This window comes from Pseudomonadota bacterium (genome assembly GCA_008501635.1).
Taxonomy (GTDB): Bacteria; Pseudomonadota; Gammaproteobacteria; order QQUJ01; family QQUJ01; genus QQUJ01.
Window position 1 is genome coordinate 70,657 of record QQUJ01000018.1, and the last position, 14,344, is coordinate 85,000.

Consider the following 14,344-nt stretch of genomic DNA (forward strand, 5'->3'; position numbering starts at 1 on the left):
CGCTAATCGTCGGCGCTTTCGTCCCGCTCCACATCTGGGGGCAGTAGTACATCGGATGCCCCGGGGATTCGCCGCGATCCATCCATCCATTCCGAGAGATCGAGTAACTTGCAGCGCTCGCTGCAGAAGGGCCGCCACCGATTCTCTGGACGCCAATAAGAAGGTTTTCCACACGAAGGGCACGGCACGGTTGTTATTGGCTCGTTCATTGTTACAGGACGCAGCGGGTCAACTCGAACTCGACGTCTTCCGAAGTCTGACTCGCTCTTCCGTTAACAGAGGCCTCAAGAAATCGTACTGTGAATCGGTGCTTGCTACCGCTGATCTCGGCAAAATAGGGGGAACAGCGCGGTACGGCCACCCGCATCATTTGACAGGGGAGGTTGGTGGGTAGGTTTTGCTGAAAGAACCCTCCCTTGGCTATTTCACGCACCGGTGTTGAGCTTTGGCGGGTGAGTTCGAGAATCAGCTCGACGCCGGTTCGAATGAGATCAAATACCGAAAACCATTCGAGCAGCTGTTCAACCCTTTCGGGTGCCGGGCGTTGCAGCCAATGGAAATAGGCAGGCAGATCGAATGCGCAGCTACCCCCGGCGATGCTGCTTCTTTGCTGGATACTCATCAGAAACTCATTCTGTCGCAGCGCCTGTGCGATCTGCCCCCGGTGTGCGTGGAGGCGCGCCGACAACGTATCCAATTGACGCATGATTCCCGCCAATTTGTCACGATCGACCTGTGGGTTGCTCTGCATGGCTGTGAGATTGGCGGTGTGACGCTCCAGCTCTTTCAGCACTTCGCTCTTGAGGTCGGAGCGGGAAAATATTGACAGAATATCGAGCAGGCAGCTCATTGCCGCTCGACTGTCCCAAACAGAGCGGCCCCGTGCGTGATGAACGCCGGTCTGAAAGAGGAACTCAAGCCGCAGAAACGCACGCATGCGTTCGCTAAGCGGTTGTTCGTAAATTACCTTCTGCAAAAGCCAAGACCTTGTGCGCTATCCCTTTGGTGGGCGCTATTGTTTCACCCGTTGGGGGTAGGTGCAAATAGGACTTGGTTGACCTGGTCAATCGGCGGTGGCCAGAGATAAATATTTCTGATGAAGTCCCTCGATTGCCGCTTCTAAGTCGGCTTGGGAGCCATCATTGACAATCAGGTCATCCGCGAATTTCACGCGGGTATCGCGATCCAGTTGGGTATTGAGAATGGCTTCCGCTTCGTCCTGTGAGATCTGATCGCGTTGCATTAGCCGCTTGATCTGAATCGCACGCGGCGCGTCGATGACAAGAACGCGGTCCACAAGATCTCTCTGGTCTGCTTCAATCAGGAGCGGTATCGCGAGAATGCAATAAGGGGCGCTTATGCGAGCGAGTCGAGACAGCATCGCTTCCTTGATTCGCGGGTGCAGTATTGCCTCGAGTTCATTTCGTTTTTGAGGATCAGAGAAAATCAAAGAGCGCACCAGCCGGCGGTCCAGGCTCCCGTCAGGACGGATAAATCTTTTTCCGAAGGCCGCCTCAATTTCCTGGATCGCCGGCGTTCCGGCTTTTACCACTTGGCGGGCAACTACATCGGCATCTATGACGGGAATGCCGCGGACAGAGAAGCAGTCTGAGGCAGCTGATTTTCCACTTGCTATGCCCCCGGTCAGCCCGATTCTGAGCATGGCGAAACAATGCGACTCGTTCAGCCGGAGAGCCCGGCGATACGGAGATAAAACCCGGTGATTTCGTCACCCCATAACAGAGTGATCCAACCGGCTGCCGCGAGATAGGGGCCAAACGGAATGGGATTGGCGCGTTCGTGGCGCTTCATCAGTATCATGCTGATGCCCACCACTGCGCCTACGAGCGAGGACATCAGAATAATCACGGGCAGGGCCTGCCACCCCATCCATGCACCCAGCATACCCAGGAGTTTGAAATCGCCGAATCCCATCCCTTCTTTGCCAGTAGCGATTCTGAAAAGCTGATAGACACACCAGAGAGAGAGGTAACCGGCAGCAGCGCCGACAATGCTTGAGTGAGCATCCGCAAAGACTGGAAGAAGGCTGGCGAGCAGGCCCAGCCAAAGCATGGGCAATGTTATGGAATCGGGCAGCAACTGATGGTCGAGATCAATGTAGGCGAGTGTGATCAGGGACCAGGTAATGACTAGCGCCGAGACGGATTCCCAACCGAAACCGAAGTGCCAGGCGACATAGGCAGAAGAGGCGGCAGTGAGCAGCTCGACGATCGGGTAACGTACGGGGATACCGGCATTACAGTTGGAGCAACACCCGCGTTGCAGAAGGTAGCTGATGACAGGGATGTTCTCTGCTACCGAGATCCGGTGACCACATTGTGGACATCGTGAGCGCGGTTGAATGAGGTTAAATACTTCCACATCGCTGACAGATGCACCACTCGCTTCTACGCAGTGACGTTTCCAGTTCTGCTCCATCATGATAGGGAGGCGGTAAATGACAACGTTCAGGAAGCTGCCAACCATAAGGCCGATCAACGCCCCTGTTCCCGTAAATAAAGTTAGGTTCGTTTGAAGCAGTTCAAGTATCGCCATGAAATAGGTTGGTTGATTTTTAGTGGCTCTCAGAAGTGTTTTGACCTATACAACTTGGCCCATTTTAAATATTGGTAGGTACATGGCTACGACTAAGCCGCCAATAACGACGCCTAATACTGCCATGATCATCGGTTCTAAAAGACTGCTTAAAGCATCGACAGCGTTGTCCACCTCGTCCTCGAAAAAGTCGGCGACTTTCGACAGCATTTCGTCAAGTGACCCCGACTCTTCGCCTATGGCTACCATCTGCACTACCATGTTGGGAAAGAGGTTGGTTTGCCGCATGGATGCCTGCAACTGTTGCCCCGTGGCAATTTCATCACGCATTACCATAACAGCATCACCATAAATCGAGTTGCCGGTGGCACCTGCAACCGATTCCATTGCTTCCACTAGCGGTACGCCAGCCGCAAACATGGTGGCCAACGTTCTGCAATATCTGGCAATCGCAGCTTTTCTTAGAATTTCGCCGATTACAGGAATCTTTAGGACTATCCTGTCTAGGGCTCGATTGAAGTTGCTTGATCGCTTTTTAAAATAAAGAAATAGATAACCTGCAGCTCCAATTCCTCCGAAAATCGCCCACCAGTATTCTTGGAATATTTCGGAAATCGTAATTACTAACAATGTGAATGCAGGTAGGTCGCCACCGAAAGATGAAAACAGCGATTGGAATTGTGGAATAACGAATATAAGCAAGATTGCAGTGATAATAAAAGCGACTACAATTACGGCTGTTGGGTAGAATAAAGCTTTCTTGATTTTTCCCTTGAGCGCCTCTGTTTTTTCTTTATAGGTAGCGATTTTATTAAGGAGTGTCTCTAAAACACCTGCTTGCTCGCCCGCATGTACCAAATTACAGAACAGATCATCAAAGTAGAGCGGATGTTTGCCAAGCGCGGTAGCTAAAGCGTTGCCAGCCTCTACATCGCTTTTGACCGAAAGAATGAGGTCCTGCATAGAGGGATTCTCATGTCCTTTTCCGACTATCTCAAAAGCCTGAACCAGCGGTACGCCTGCAGTCATCATTGTAGCGAGTTGGCGTGCAAAAATGGCGATGTCCTTGGTAGTTATTTTCTTCTTGGTTCTGCCAAGAAGGGGCTTGGGCTTTTTGCGTACTTTTAGGGGATTTACACCTTGTCGGCGAAGTGTCGCCTTCACTAGGGCATCGCTGGCACCAGGCATTTCACCTTTAATACGTTTGCCGGAGCGATCTGTGCCCTCCCAGGTAAATGTATCCAATTTGATAGCCGATTCCGCCATAACCTATTCCTTTGTGACACGGTTGACTTCTGCAAGACTGGTGACACCCTGGACAACCTTTAGCAAACCTGATTGCCGAAGGTCCCGATAACCTTCCCGCTGTGCTTGATCTGCGATCTGCATCGAGTTTCCGCCTTCCATAATTAATCGGCCGGTTTCCTCTGAAACTGGCATGACTTGGTAGATGCCCACGCGGCCTTTATATCCATTAGTACACTGGTCACATCCCACCGGTTTATAAACGGTCAGCCCTTTTAATTGATCTTCAGTAAAACCTTCCTCCAGAAGGGCTTCACGCGGGATATCATCGGCTTCTTTGCAGGTATTACATAAGCGCCGCGCCAAGCGTTGGGCGACAATCAAATGTACCGATGAGGCGATATTGAATGGGGGAATTCCCATGTTGACGAGGCGCGTTAGCGTTTGGGGTGCATCATTAGTGTGCAAAGTTGACAACACCAAGTGGCCTGTTTGAGCAGCTTTAACACCTATTTCGCCAGTTTCGATATCCCGTATTTCGCCCACCAATATAATATCGGGGTCCTGTCTAAGGAAGGCCTTTAATGCTTTTGTAAAGGTCATGCCGGTGCGTTCATCGACATTGACCTGATTGACACCCGCGAGGTTGATTTCCACGGGGTCCTCACAAGTCGAGATGTTGACGTCTGACTGGTTGAGGATATTGACGGCGGTGTAAAGAGTCACGGTTTTACCGCTACCCGTTGGCCCTGTTACCAACACCATGCCATAGGGCTTGTGGATAGCGCTGAGAAACAGTTCGCGTTGATCGGGTTCAAAACCCAGCGCATCGATACCGATCTGTGCGCTGGCTGGGTCCAGAATACGCAGCACCACCTTTTCACCCCAAAGCGTGGGGCAGGTACTAACACGAAAATCAATGGCACGGTTCTTGGATAGCTTCATCTTGATGCGTCCATCTTGCGGGACCCGTCGTTCTGAGACGTCAAGCCGCGACATGACCTTGATGCGCGCTGCCAAGCGCATTGCCAGGTTGATAGGGGGCGAGGCAATTTCATACAGAATACCGTCCTGCCTGAAGCGTACCCGGTAGTACTTTTCGTAGGGTTCGAAATGGATGTCGGAGGCGCCCTTCTTAATAGCATCCAGCAGGACTTTGTTGACGAAGCGAACGACCGGTGCATCCTCGACATCCGCTTCAGTGACGTTGGCGTCATGCTGTTCACCTTCGCCTGTCGAGATATCGAGATTGTCGAGGTCGCTGTCCAGCAAATCCGACATGCCGGTGTCTTGGGCGTCAAGGCTCGTCTCTATTGCTTTGGAGAGTTTGTCCTCCTCAACGAGGATCGGTTCTGCGACCAGCGCCGTATGAAACTTGATTTCGTCCAGAGCGCGCAAATTGGTCGGATCCGAAACGCCAATGAATAAACGGTTACCTCTTTTGAATAGTGGAAGGGAGTGGTGTTTTCGGATCAATTTCTCACTGACCAACTGGATCGGTGCGCTGCTTATGTCCAGTGCGCCCAAATCAAACAATGGCACTCCAAATTCATGGGAGGCTGTGGCAGCAACAGTTGATGCTGACACCAATTTGTTCTCTACAATATAGGTGACAAAATGAGTTTTATGGCGCAGGGCTTGCTCATGAGCCTTGCGGGCGTCTTGCTCTGAAAGTGAGCTATCCTGCACCAGTCGCCTGGCCAGGCCGCCTAAATTAGCGCTTGGATTGACGGTCGCCATCAGTCGTGTCCCAACGTTTTCACGTCGTAGTTTCCCAACAGGTCGATGAGAAGAGGATATTCCATGTTTGAGACCTGTCTCGATTTGAATGCTGCCCCCAAAAATTTCCGGTCTTCCCCACCGGATTTCAGGCATCGTTCATTAGCATGGGCAGACACGTCTTCGCACAGGGTATGGTGCATTTGTCGCTGACCAACTTTTGTCGCTGCGTGACCCACTATCGGGGCGCGCACAAGGTCAAAAAGATCTCCTGCCTCGACAACCACATGTGCATGGCCTTCACCTAACTGACCTATCGGGAAAGCCTGAGCGATATTGAAGCCTGCCTGAGAAGCCAGGCGGTCAAGCCCTATAACATGGGGTTTCGCAGTGCCGTGGCCCGCAGCACACCGGCCAACGCTATTGCGGTGCGGGACTGGCGCATCTACGCTGATTTCGCCCAGCATCTGATCGGCATTGCTCGCAGACTCTATGTCAACGAGCCCTTCGGCGTTGATCTGTACAACACAGTCTATGCCTCCGATGCTACGATTATCGACCCGTGCCTGTCGGTCTTTCATGGGGTGCCGTTTCGTTCCGACAAGGCGGTGGTCAAGCTTCACACGCTGCTCGACAAGCGCGGTAACATTCCAAGCTTCATCCACGTCGGCGACGGCAAGTGGCACGAGGTCCACATCTTCGGCCTGCTGATCCCCGACGCTGGTGACTTCTACGTCATGGATCGGGGTTATATCGACTTTGACCAGTTGCATCGCCTGCATTAGGCTCACAGCTGTGTTGTCATCCGCGTCAAGTCGAATATGTACTTTCAGCGTCGCTGCTCGCGGCCCTTGGACCGGGTAAACGGCGTGAAGTGCGATCACATCGGTACATTGACCGGTTTCTACCCGTCGCAAGGGTACCCGACAGTCCTGTGCCTGGTCCACATTCAGGATACCGAAGGCAAGATGCTGGGGTTCCTGACGAACAATACCGACCCCCCGACGAGAATCATCGCCGATCTCTATCGCTGCCGCTGGCAGGTCGAGCTGTTCTTCAAGTGAATCAAACAGCATCTGCGCATCAAATCCTTCTTAGGTACCTCGGAGAACGCGGCCAAACCCCAGATCTAGATCACCGTCTCTGTTTATATGCGCGTCACCATCGTTCGCAAGCCGCTGAATCCTTCGGTATACCCCTATGAAATCCTACAGATCCTGAGCCTTACCCTGTTGGTGAGAACCATGCTGGATCAGCTGCTTGCGCGTGTCCCGCTTTCTCCAGATCAGCTAACGGATCCCAACCAGTTGCTTGTTCGAATAACTCTGGGGTGCTACTGGGTCGTCATAAGTATCTTTTTGACTCGGAAACTCTGGTCGTCATGAGGTTATCGGTATTTAAAGCGAAATCTAAAGAGTTCAATTAACTACTTGGTGCAAAGTAAGTTTTTGTACGATAAAAATCAAGATGCATGCTTGGAGAATGGAATTTCCGAACTATTGAGCGGTACACATAAGGTGGGTATGGCTCATTTGCCTCATCCCGGGTTTTGGGGAGGTTCTGTACGCTACTCTGAGGAGGTGGAGTCATGATGGGCGAGAAGACCACCCCTAAGTATTCCCCCGAAGTTCGCGCGAGCGCGGTGCACGCGGTACCGGGGCACCGTGGCAACTATCCGTCGTTGTGCGGGACCTATAGAGTCGATTGTCCCGAAGATCTGTTGTGTCCCGCAAATCTCGCACGAGTTGGTGCGCAAGCACGAGGGCGTTACCAACCTGCGAGCTGGTGTGACGTGCGACGAACGCGAACACATCAAGGCCTTGGAGCGCGAAGTCAAGGAGATCTGCAAGGCCAACGAGATCCTGAAGCTGTCGAGTGCGCTTTTCACCCAGGCGGGGTCCGACCGCCGACCCAGGTACTGAATGCCTTCCTTGACCGGCATCACGACACCTACGGGTTGGAGTCGATCGGTAAGGTTTGCAGATTGCCCCTTCCGGGTATTGACGCTATACCGCCCGGCAGCGCCACCCTCGGCCTGCCTCGTGCGCGTGCGCAACGCGATGCGGTGCCGAGGCCCGAGATACAGCGGGCTTGGGATGCAAATATCAGGTCTACGGGGCCGACAAGGTGTGGCGCCAGCTGAACCTCGAATGCCTCCGGGTTGACCTCCGCACGGTCGAACGGCTAATGAAGTATTTGGGACTGGAAGGAATCCGGCGCGGCAGTGTGGTGCGCACCATGGTTCCCGAACCCGCCGTGCCGTGCCTGCGGGGTCGGATCAATCGGCAATTCAAGGTGGATCGTCCCCATCAGCTGTGGGTATCGTACTTCACCTACGTCTCGACTCAGCAGCGCTGGCTGTATGCGGCGTTTGTGATCGACATATTTGCCCGGCGCATTTTGGGTTGGCGAGTCAGCCATTCATGCGCTGGGGCAGGACCTCTATGACCGCCAGCCCGAGCGCTCAGAGGGCTTGCTACACTACTCGAACAAGGGATCGCAGCACGTGTCCATTCGCTACACCGAGCGGCTGGCTGAGATCAGAATCGAACCTTCGGTGGGCGCTCGGAGTGACAGCTGCAATAACGCTTTGGCCGAAACGATCAACGGGATGGAATAAGGTGGAGTTGATCCACCGCAGAGCGCCTTGGAAAACAGCGGGGCCTGTAGAACTGGCCAAGCTGCAATGGGTGCGCTGGTTCAATCATCACCAACTGCCGCAGCCCGTTCAGTATATTCCGCCGGCCGAAGCTGAGGCAAACTACTGGCGGCAGCTGGCCGAGAAGGACAAGCTCGAGTCCTGAACTTAAACCTAACCGCCTCCACGAAACTAAGGGCTATTCATACAGCGTGTACTACGAATTCGCTGCTATGTTCGCGGCTTGACCTGAGGAAGCACCTATCGCGCTGTCCAAATAAAGGGTTCAATTCTGCTTGGGAATACGGCACCAGACCTGCGGGATATACCAGTGCGGAAAGTAGCGAGTATTGCCCGCGAATTAGGAGACCGCCGAAGGCGGTCTCCTTTTGGTACTGATGAGTTTTTTGCAAATAACCTTTTAGCTCAGAGCTAATCCTAGGTTAGGCGCGGCAATTCGCAGGAACATGGTTGTTTGAACCAACTGTTCTCGCACAAAGCCATGTGATCGCGGCACCAGCTGCGCCAGGAGCTGTCGGCGTCAGGGTTAGCGTTACAGAACCGGCCGCGGCAGTTGTGGCGACGGTAATGACGCCTGTGGCCGCGGTGCAACCCATAGTGGCAACATTGCCTATTGCGGCGGCGATAGCAGTAACACCAAGGCACGCATCCGCAGGCATTACACCGCCATTGCTGGAGATGTTTTCGCTAACAGTGGTTTTGGCTGCGGAAGCCACTGAGAGCGCCTCAGTAACACGTGCGCGAATCGTGTAGTCCTGGTAAGCAGGCAGCGCGATAGCGGCCAGGATGCCGATGATCGCAACCACGATCATAAGTTCGATAAGCGTAAAACCCTGCTGTTTCTTCATTTCCATCTCCTTGATGAGAAATACGACTGGTTTAAGAAAGTAGGTGCGGTCGGTGCGAACACCGGGTACCACTCCGTCTCCCTCCGCGGCACACCCCGATTGTCGTTGATGCGTCGGGGAGGGTGGCTGGAGCGGGAAGGTATGACCCAACACCGCTCCGCAGCCTCGGACTCATTGAGAGCAGTATTCGTGCCAAATGGGCCAACGGTTTCCGCACAGACTGTATTCTGTAGCGTAACTCTTTGTATATTAGGCGAAAGAAGCCTTCTGCTATCGTAGGGTGTGCGCATCTCACGACAGGTGTGGAAACAGCTCTAACGGTGATAGGCTGAGAATCGCACACTTGTCTGTGTCTGAAAGTGACGTAGAACGTCACCTCATAGTTCCGCTTTGCCTGACGGATTGGTTTCCGTACCATTAGCCAATCTCCAGAACCACGATCGGTAATCGACCCATGAAAGTTGGAATTGTCGGTGGCACCGGGTATACCGGTGTCGAATTGCTGCGCCTGTTGGCCACCCACCCGGAGGCGGAGCTGGTGTCGATCACTTCGCGCTCGGAAGCCGGTGTCGCCGTTTCTGATGTGTTCTCGAATCTGCGTGGGCGTGTAGACCTTGTCTTTGTTGAGCCTGAAGTCGGTGAGTTGCGTCGCTGCGACGTGGTTTTTTTCGCAACGCCGAATGGAACAGCGATGAGATCGGTACCCGATTTGTTAGATGCTGGGGTAAAGGTCATTGATCTGGCGGCCGATTTTCGCTTGAGCGATCCAGCTGTCTGGCATCGCTGGTACGGCATGGAGCATGCCTGCCCGGATATCCTTGCCGAGGCGGTCTACGGCTTACCCGAAATCAATAGGGACATCATTCGCGATGCTCGCCTGGTGGCCAATCCGGGATGCTATCCGACGGCTGTGCAGCTCGGATTTCTACCGCTTGTGAGGGCTGGCCTGATCGATACGGACCATTTGATCGCAGATGCCAAGTCGGGTACCAGCGGGGCAGGGCGTACCGCCAAAGTCAGCACCCTGCTCAGTGAGGCAGGGGAGAGCTTCTCGGCCTATGGGGTAGCGGGACACCGGCACCTGCCGGAGATACGCCAGGGTCTGGAGCGAATGACGGGTCGTGAGGTGGGGCTGACGTTCGTGCCGCATCTCGTACCCATGAGTCGCGGAATTCATGCCACGCTGTATGGACGGCTGATAGAAGAACCGGATGATCTGCAACGGTTGTTCGAAGCGAGCTTTGCCGAGGAGCCCTTTGTCGACGTGATGCCAGCAGGGGCGCACCCGGAAACGCGCAGCACCCGGGGTGCCAACATTTGCCGAATGGCTGTCCATCGCCCCCAGGGGGGTGATACGGTGGTGGTATTGTCGGTGATTGATAACCTGGTCAAGGGCGCAGCGGGGCAAGCAGTGCAGAATATGAATCTGATGTTTGGGCTGGACGAAACGACCGGTCTCGACAGCATAGCGCTGTTGCCCTGAACTCTTAAACCATGGCCACTAAAACCACTACCTTCGTAGTTCGGCAGCATCGTCCCTGGAAGGCGTTGTTTGCCGGTGTTTTCTTGATTGCAGCCTTCGTCGGCTCCTCCTACTGGCTCTTCCAGCATGCACAAGAGCGTGCTGGTTTCGATCGGCAGAAGGCCGCGCTGCAGCGCGACAAACTGGAAGATCGAATCGATCTGCTCGACGCAGAGAACGAGAAACTTCGCGCGCGGATCGCGGTTCTGGAGCGAGCAGGGCAAATCGACCGCGAATCTCACATCAAAGTACGAGATCAGGTCAAGGAGCTGCAGGATGAGAACCTGGAGCTGAAGCAGGAGCTGGCTTTTTACCGGGGAATCGTCTCCCCGGATGACCGCAAGGCCGGATTGAAAATACAGTCGTTTCAGCTCAGTCGTGGCCAGGCGCTCGGAGAGTTCCGGTATAAGTTGATCCTGACCCAGGTATTGAAGAATGACAAAGTGGCCCAGGGAAATGTGGCGCTTGCAATCGGTGGGATGCTCAATGGGCGTCCCGAGCAGTTGCCACTCTCCAGGCTAGCGCAGGACGGTGATGGAAAATTGCATTTCAAGTTCAAGTTTTTTCAGAACTTTGAGGGTGATATCCAGTTGCCGGAAGGGTTTCGCCCGGAATCGGTGCACCTTGTGGTGACCCCGTCCGGCAAGGGGCTGGATAAAGTGGAGCAGCGGCTCGATTGGCAGATCGCCGAATCTTGAGGGGTGAATCAGGATCAGATTCGCAGTTTGGATTCAGGTAGTTAGGTATTCTTCACCGCTCGAAATTTCATTGCCCGCGGAAAATCCGTAGGAGGGATAAGGTATGTGGGGTAGCGGAAAAAAGAAGAACCGTCCGGCGCGCGTGAACACGTTGATCGGTCAGCAGACTGAAATTCGCGGTGACGTTCACTTTACGGGCGGGTTGCATGTCGACGGCAGAATACGTGGCAACGTCGTCGCCGAGGAGGACGAGGCTGCTATGCTGACGGTGAGCGAGCAGGGTGAGATCGAGGGCGAAGTCAGGGTGCCCACCATGACTCTGAACGGTACCGTCAAGGGCGACGTATACGCGACCGAGCGCATAGAACTGGCACCCCAGGCCCGTGTTCACGGCAACGTCTATTACAATTTGATCGAGATGGCGATGGGAGCGGAGGTTAACGGTAACCTGGTCCACTCGCAGCCGGGGGCCGATAAACCGCGCCTTGTCCATCAAAAGGATGTGCCACCGGGGAAAGAGCGGGAACCTGAGGGGGTGTCTCCAGGCAGCCTGTGAAACCTTAGTTGACGATGTTGGTCAGAGATTTCATACTGTTCTTCTGATTCTTCCCCCCGTTGGGACAAGTCTGGTTAATGGGAGAGTACGGCGATGAGTGATATGCCCAGTCCACTGTTGTTCACCGATGCGGCAGCCACCAAGGTCAAGCAGCTGATCGATGAAGAGGGTAACGACGAGTTGATGCTGCGTGTCTTTGTGAGCGGCGGCGGCTGCTCGGGATTCCAGTATGGATTCACCTTTGACGAGGCCGTCAACGAAGGGGATACCCAGGTGCAGAAGCAGGGTGTGACCCTGTTGATCGATCCGATGAGCTACCAGTACCTGGTTGGCGCGGAGATCGATTACAAAGAGGATCTTCAGGGTTCACAGTTCGTGATCCGTAATCCGAATGCCTCGACCACCTGCGGCTGCGGCTCTTCGTTCTCGGTGTAGTTTCACCCGCTACCGTGTCGCGTCAGAAAGGGGCCGTCAGGCCCCTTTCTTATTGCTGTTCCACCGGCCTGCCGGGATAGATGGCCCCGAGTATCGCCGAGTGGCGCGCACCGGTCACATCAGGCACGTTGCCGGCGAGACCGGCCAGGGTTCGGTGCGCGAGCCATGCGAATGCCGCAGCCTCCACCCAGTCAGGACCGATACCGTGGGCTGAGGTGCTCTCAATTGTCACGTTGGGGAGTGCGGCTCGAAGATCGGCCATCAGCTTGCGGTTGTGAATCCCGCCTCCGCACACCAGAAGTCGGCTACACGTTGGCATCCAGCGGTTCAGAGCCCCTGCGACACTTCTCGCAGTAAGGGCGCTCAAGGTGGACTGCACATCCTGACTGGCAACCTTGTTGATGTGGCTCAAACAATCTTCCAGCCACTGGGCATTGAAATACTCGCGGCCGGTCGTCTTCGGGGGCGGCAGTGAGAAGTAGGAGTCGCCCAGTAAAGTGTCGAGCAAGGGTTGATGGATGCTCCCCGTGGCCGCCCAGGTACCGTCGGTGTCGTAGGGAGCGCCCCGGTGGCGCCGGTGCCAATGATCGAGCAGCAGATTCCCCGGCCCGGTATCGAACCCGGTTGCCGCCACAGAGTGATCAGCGGGAAGCAATGTGAGATTGGCAATCCCGCCGATGTTCAGCACACCGCGCATTTCTTCGGGGCTGCGAAATACGGCCTGGTGCAGGGCGGGCGCAAGGGGTGCACCTTGCCCTCCAGCAGCCATGTCCCGGCGTCGGAAGTCAGCGACGGTGGTGATCCCGGTGAGTTCAGCAATCCGATTGGGGTCCCCTATTTGCCATGTGAATGGGAAGTCCAACTCGGGTCGATGGCGAATGGTCTGTCCGTGGCTGCCAATGGCCCGGATCTTCTCAGGTCTAACCCCTGCTTCTTCGAGCAGTGATACCGCAGCCAAACCCAGGCATTCACCCAGACGCGCATCGATGCTGCCAATTACCTCAAGTGCGCTCGAGGGGGAGGCCGTCAACTCCAATAGCGACGCGTGGAGTTCGGGAGGGAAGGGGTAACTCAGAGAATGGTGAACGGTTGCGCTGTTGTTCTCGCACTCCACCAGTGCGGCATCAATTCCGTCAAGGCTCGTCCCTGAAAGGAGACCGATATAGAGAGGCATGGCGTGATGAGGGCGAGAATACCACCAGAGGTGATTAAGGTTTGAAGCTGACTTCCGCCACCGAGAAACGGCGTATCAGGTTGAGTTGCGCCATTAGCTGATCGACTTGCTGCTGGAAGGCCTCATGGTGCTCGCGTTCCAGGGGTTGCGCTTGGGGCAGTTTCACGGTTAGCGGATTACGGTGTACACCATTGACCTGGAACTCATAGTGCAGATGAGGTCCGGTAGCGAGGCCGGTCCGACCGACGTAGCCAATTACCTGGCCCTGTTGCAGCCGTTTACCTGAGCGAACGCCGCGCGCGATACGTGACATATGCGCATAGAGGGTAGAGTAGCTCTGACCGTGCTGGAGTATCACCGTCCTCCCGTATCCGCCCTTGACACCTGCGAACACGACTTTGCCGTCGCCGGCCGCCTTAATGGGTGTGCCAACACTGGCCGCGTAGTCGACACCTCGATGAGGACGTTTCTTGCCCAGTACAGGATGCCAGCGCTCGCCCTGAAAACGTGAACTGATGCGACGGAAATCTACGGGTGAGCGGAGGAAGGCTTTCCTCATACTGTGACCCTCGGGGGAATAGTAATCGCTCACACCGTCGGGCTTGGTAAATAGTACCGCCTGAACCTGATGACCCTGGTTGATGAATTCGGCGGCGACAATCCGTCCATCGTCTACCTTCTCACCATCCAGGAACAACTCCTCGTAAACGAGTGAGAATTGGTCGCCACTGCGGATATCCAGGGCAAAATCGATATCCCAGCCGAATATCGCCGCCAACTCCATGGTTAAGCGATTCGAGAGTCCTGACTGTGTAGCTGCGGTAAACAGCGAGTCTTCGATCGTTCCGTGTGCCCGGGTGAGGCGTTTCTCATAAGTTTTCTCGACAAGTTCTGCGCTAAAGCCTTCCATGCCCCGTTCGATGCGCAGAATC

13 protein-coding genes and 2 pseudogenes (1 of these 15 cut by a window edge) are annotated in these 14,344 nt (G+C 54.8%); 6 read left to right on the forward strand and 9 right to left on the reverse strand.

Annotated elements, in window-relative coordinates; all coding sequences use genetic code 11:
- Positions 1-2: 2 nt before the first annotated feature.
- The 6 genes from DWQ09_10290 to pilB form a co-directional block, all read right to left on the reverse strand.
- A complete protein-coding gene (locus DWQ09_10290; GenBank protein KAA3627574.1) occupies positions 3-209 on the reverse strand; it encodes a DNA gyrase inhibitor YacG in 207 nt (68 codons plus the stop codon).
- 2 nt (positions 210-211) lie between these two features.
- Entirely contained in the window at positions 212-976 is a 765-nt protein-coding gene (locus tag DWQ09_10295; protein ID KAA3627575.1) for a cell division protein ZapD, read from the reverse strand.
- An 87-nt stretch (positions 977-1,063) separates the two neighbouring features.
- Positions 1,064-1,663, reverse strand: a complete 600-nt coding sequence (locus DWQ09_10300; GenBank protein ID KAA3627576.1) for a dephospho-CoA kinase — start codon at positions 1,661-1,663, stop codon at positions 1,064-1,066.
- A 20-nt stretch (positions 1,664-1,683) separates the two neighbouring features.
- A complete protein-coding gene (locus DWQ09_10305; GenBank protein KAA3627577.1) occupies positions 1,684-2,556 on the reverse strand; it encodes a prepilin peptidase in 873 nt (290 codons plus the stop codon).
- 45 nt (positions 2,557-2,601) lie between these two features.
- Positions 2,602-3,822: a type II secretion system F family protein gene (locus DWQ09_10310; GenBank protein KAA3627578.1), complete on the reverse strand. Its 1,221-nt coding sequence runs from the start codon at positions 3,820-3,822 to the stop codon at positions 2,602-2,604.
- A gap of 3 nt (positions 3,823-3,825) precedes the next feature.
- Positions 3,826-5,541 (reverse strand): type IV-A pilus assembly ATPase PilB, encoded by a 1,716-nt coding sequence (gene pilB / locus DWQ09_10315; protein KAA3627579.1) that lies wholly within the window; start codon positions 5,539-5,541, stop codon positions 3,826-3,828.
- A 140-nt stretch (positions 5,542-5,681) separates the two neighbouring features.
- Here pilB and DWQ09_10320 point away from each other — a divergent pair.
- Both DWQ09_10320 and DWQ09_10325 read left to right on the forward strand, forming a co-directional pair.
- Positions 5,682-6,782 (forward strand): annotated as a pseudogene (locus tag DWQ09_10320) (IS4 family transposase).
- A gap of 329 nt (positions 6,783-7,111) precedes the next feature.
- A pseudogene (locus DWQ09_10325) lies at positions 7,112-8,324 on the forward strand (IS3 family transposase).
- A 277-nt stretch (positions 8,325-8,601) separates the two neighbouring features.
- Here DWQ09_10325 and DWQ09_10330 read toward each other — a convergent pair.
- Positions 8,602-9,027, reverse strand: a complete 426-nt coding sequence (locus tag DWQ09_10330; protein ID KAA3627995.1) for a pilin — start codon at positions 9,025-9,027, stop codon at positions 8,602-8,604.
- Between the two features lie 454 nt (positions 9,028-9,481).
- Between DWQ09_10330 and DWQ09_10335 the strand changes: the two genes are divergently transcribed.
- The 4 genes from DWQ09_10335 to DWQ09_10350 all read left to right on the forward strand — a co-directional run bounded on the left by DWQ09_10335 (position 9,482) and on the right by DWQ09_10350 (position 12,238).
- Positions 9,482-10,510 carry an N-acetyl-gamma-glutamyl-phosphate reductase gene (locus DWQ09_10335; GenBank protein ID KAA3627580.1) on the forward strand — a complete coding sequence of 343 codons (1,029 nt, stop codon included), beginning with the start codon at positions 9,482-9,484 and terminating at the stop codon, positions 10,508-10,510.
- A gap of 65 nt (positions 10,511-10,575) precedes the next feature.
- A complete protein-coding gene (locus tag DWQ09_10340) occupies positions 10,576-11,247 on the forward strand; it encodes a hypothetical protein (GenBank protein KAA3627581.1) in 672 nt (223 codons plus the stop codon).
- Positions 11,248-11,350: 103 nt separating this feature from the next.
- Positions 11,351-11,803: a polymer-forming cytoskeletal protein gene (locus tag DWQ09_10345; GenBank protein ID KAA3627582.1), complete on the forward strand. Its 453-nt coding sequence runs from the start codon at positions 11,351-11,353 to the stop codon at positions 11,801-11,803.
- 93 nt (positions 11,804-11,896) lie between these two features.
- Entirely contained in the window at positions 11,897-12,238 is a 342-nt protein-coding gene (locus DWQ09_10350; protein KAA3627583.1) for an iron-sulfur cluster insertion protein ErpA, read from the forward strand.
- A gap of 49 nt (positions 12,239-12,287) precedes the next feature.
- On the opposite strand, the gene DWQ09_10355 is transcribed toward DWQ09_10350, so the two are convergent.
- Complete coding sequence (locus tag DWQ09_10355) at positions 12,288-13,412, reverse strand: anhydro-N-acetylmuramic acid kinase (GenBank protein ID KAA3627584.1); 1,125 nt, start codon at positions 13,410-13,412, stop codon at positions 12,288-12,290.
- A 34-nt stretch (positions 13,413-13,446) separates the two neighbouring features.
- Positions 13,447-14,344, reverse strand: partial view of a peptidase M23 gene (locus tag DWQ09_10360; GenBank protein KAA3627585.1) — the 3' portion only. Its footprint extends 503 nt past the window's final position; the window shows 898 of its 1,401 coding nt (coding positions 504-1,401); its start codon lies beyond the right edge, outside the window — the gene reads right to left on this strand; its stop codon occupies positions 13,447-13,449.

Bases quoted from the DNA above. Each gene is read 5' to 3' on its own strand.
- DWQ09_10300 (KAA3627576.1), bottom strand. From the start codon at position 1,663: ATGCTCAGAATCGGGCTGACCGGGGGCATAGCAAGTGGAAAATCAGCT.
- DWQ09_10290 (KAA3627574.1), bottom strand. From the start codon at position 209: ATGAACGAGCCAATAACAACCGTGCCGTGCCCTTCGTGTGGAAAACCT.
- DWQ09_10305 (KAA3627577.1), bottom strand. From the start codon at position 2,556: ATGGCGATACTTGAACTGCTTCAAACGAACCTAACTTTATTTACGGGA.
- DWQ09_10330 (KAA3627995.1), bottom strand. From the start codon at position 9,027: ATGAAGAAACAGCAGGGTTTTACGCTTATCGAACTTATGATCGTGGTT.
- pilB (KAA3627579.1), bottom strand. From the start codon at position 5,541: ATGGCGACCGTCAATCCAAGCGCTAATTTAGGCGGCCTGGCCAGGCGA.
- DWQ09_10350 (KAA3627583.1), top strand. From the start codon at position 11,897: ATGAGTGATATGCCCAGTCCACTGTTGTTCACCGATGCGGCAGCCACC.
- DWQ09_10310 (KAA3627578.1), bottom strand. From the start codon at position 3,822: ATGGCGGAATCGGCTATCAAATTGGATACATTTACCTGGGAGGGCACA.
- DWQ09_10335 (KAA3627580.1), top strand. From the start codon at position 9,482: ATGAAAGTTGGAATTGTCGGTGGCACCGGGTATACCGGTGTCGAATTG.
- DWQ09_10345 (KAA3627582.1), top strand. From the start codon at position 11,351: ATGTGGGGTAGCGGAAAAAAGAAGAACCGTCCGGCGCGCGTGAACACG.
- DWQ09_10355 (KAA3627584.1), bottom strand. From the start codon at position 13,412: ATGCCTCTCTATATCGGTCTCCTTTCAGGGACGAGCCTTGACGGAATT.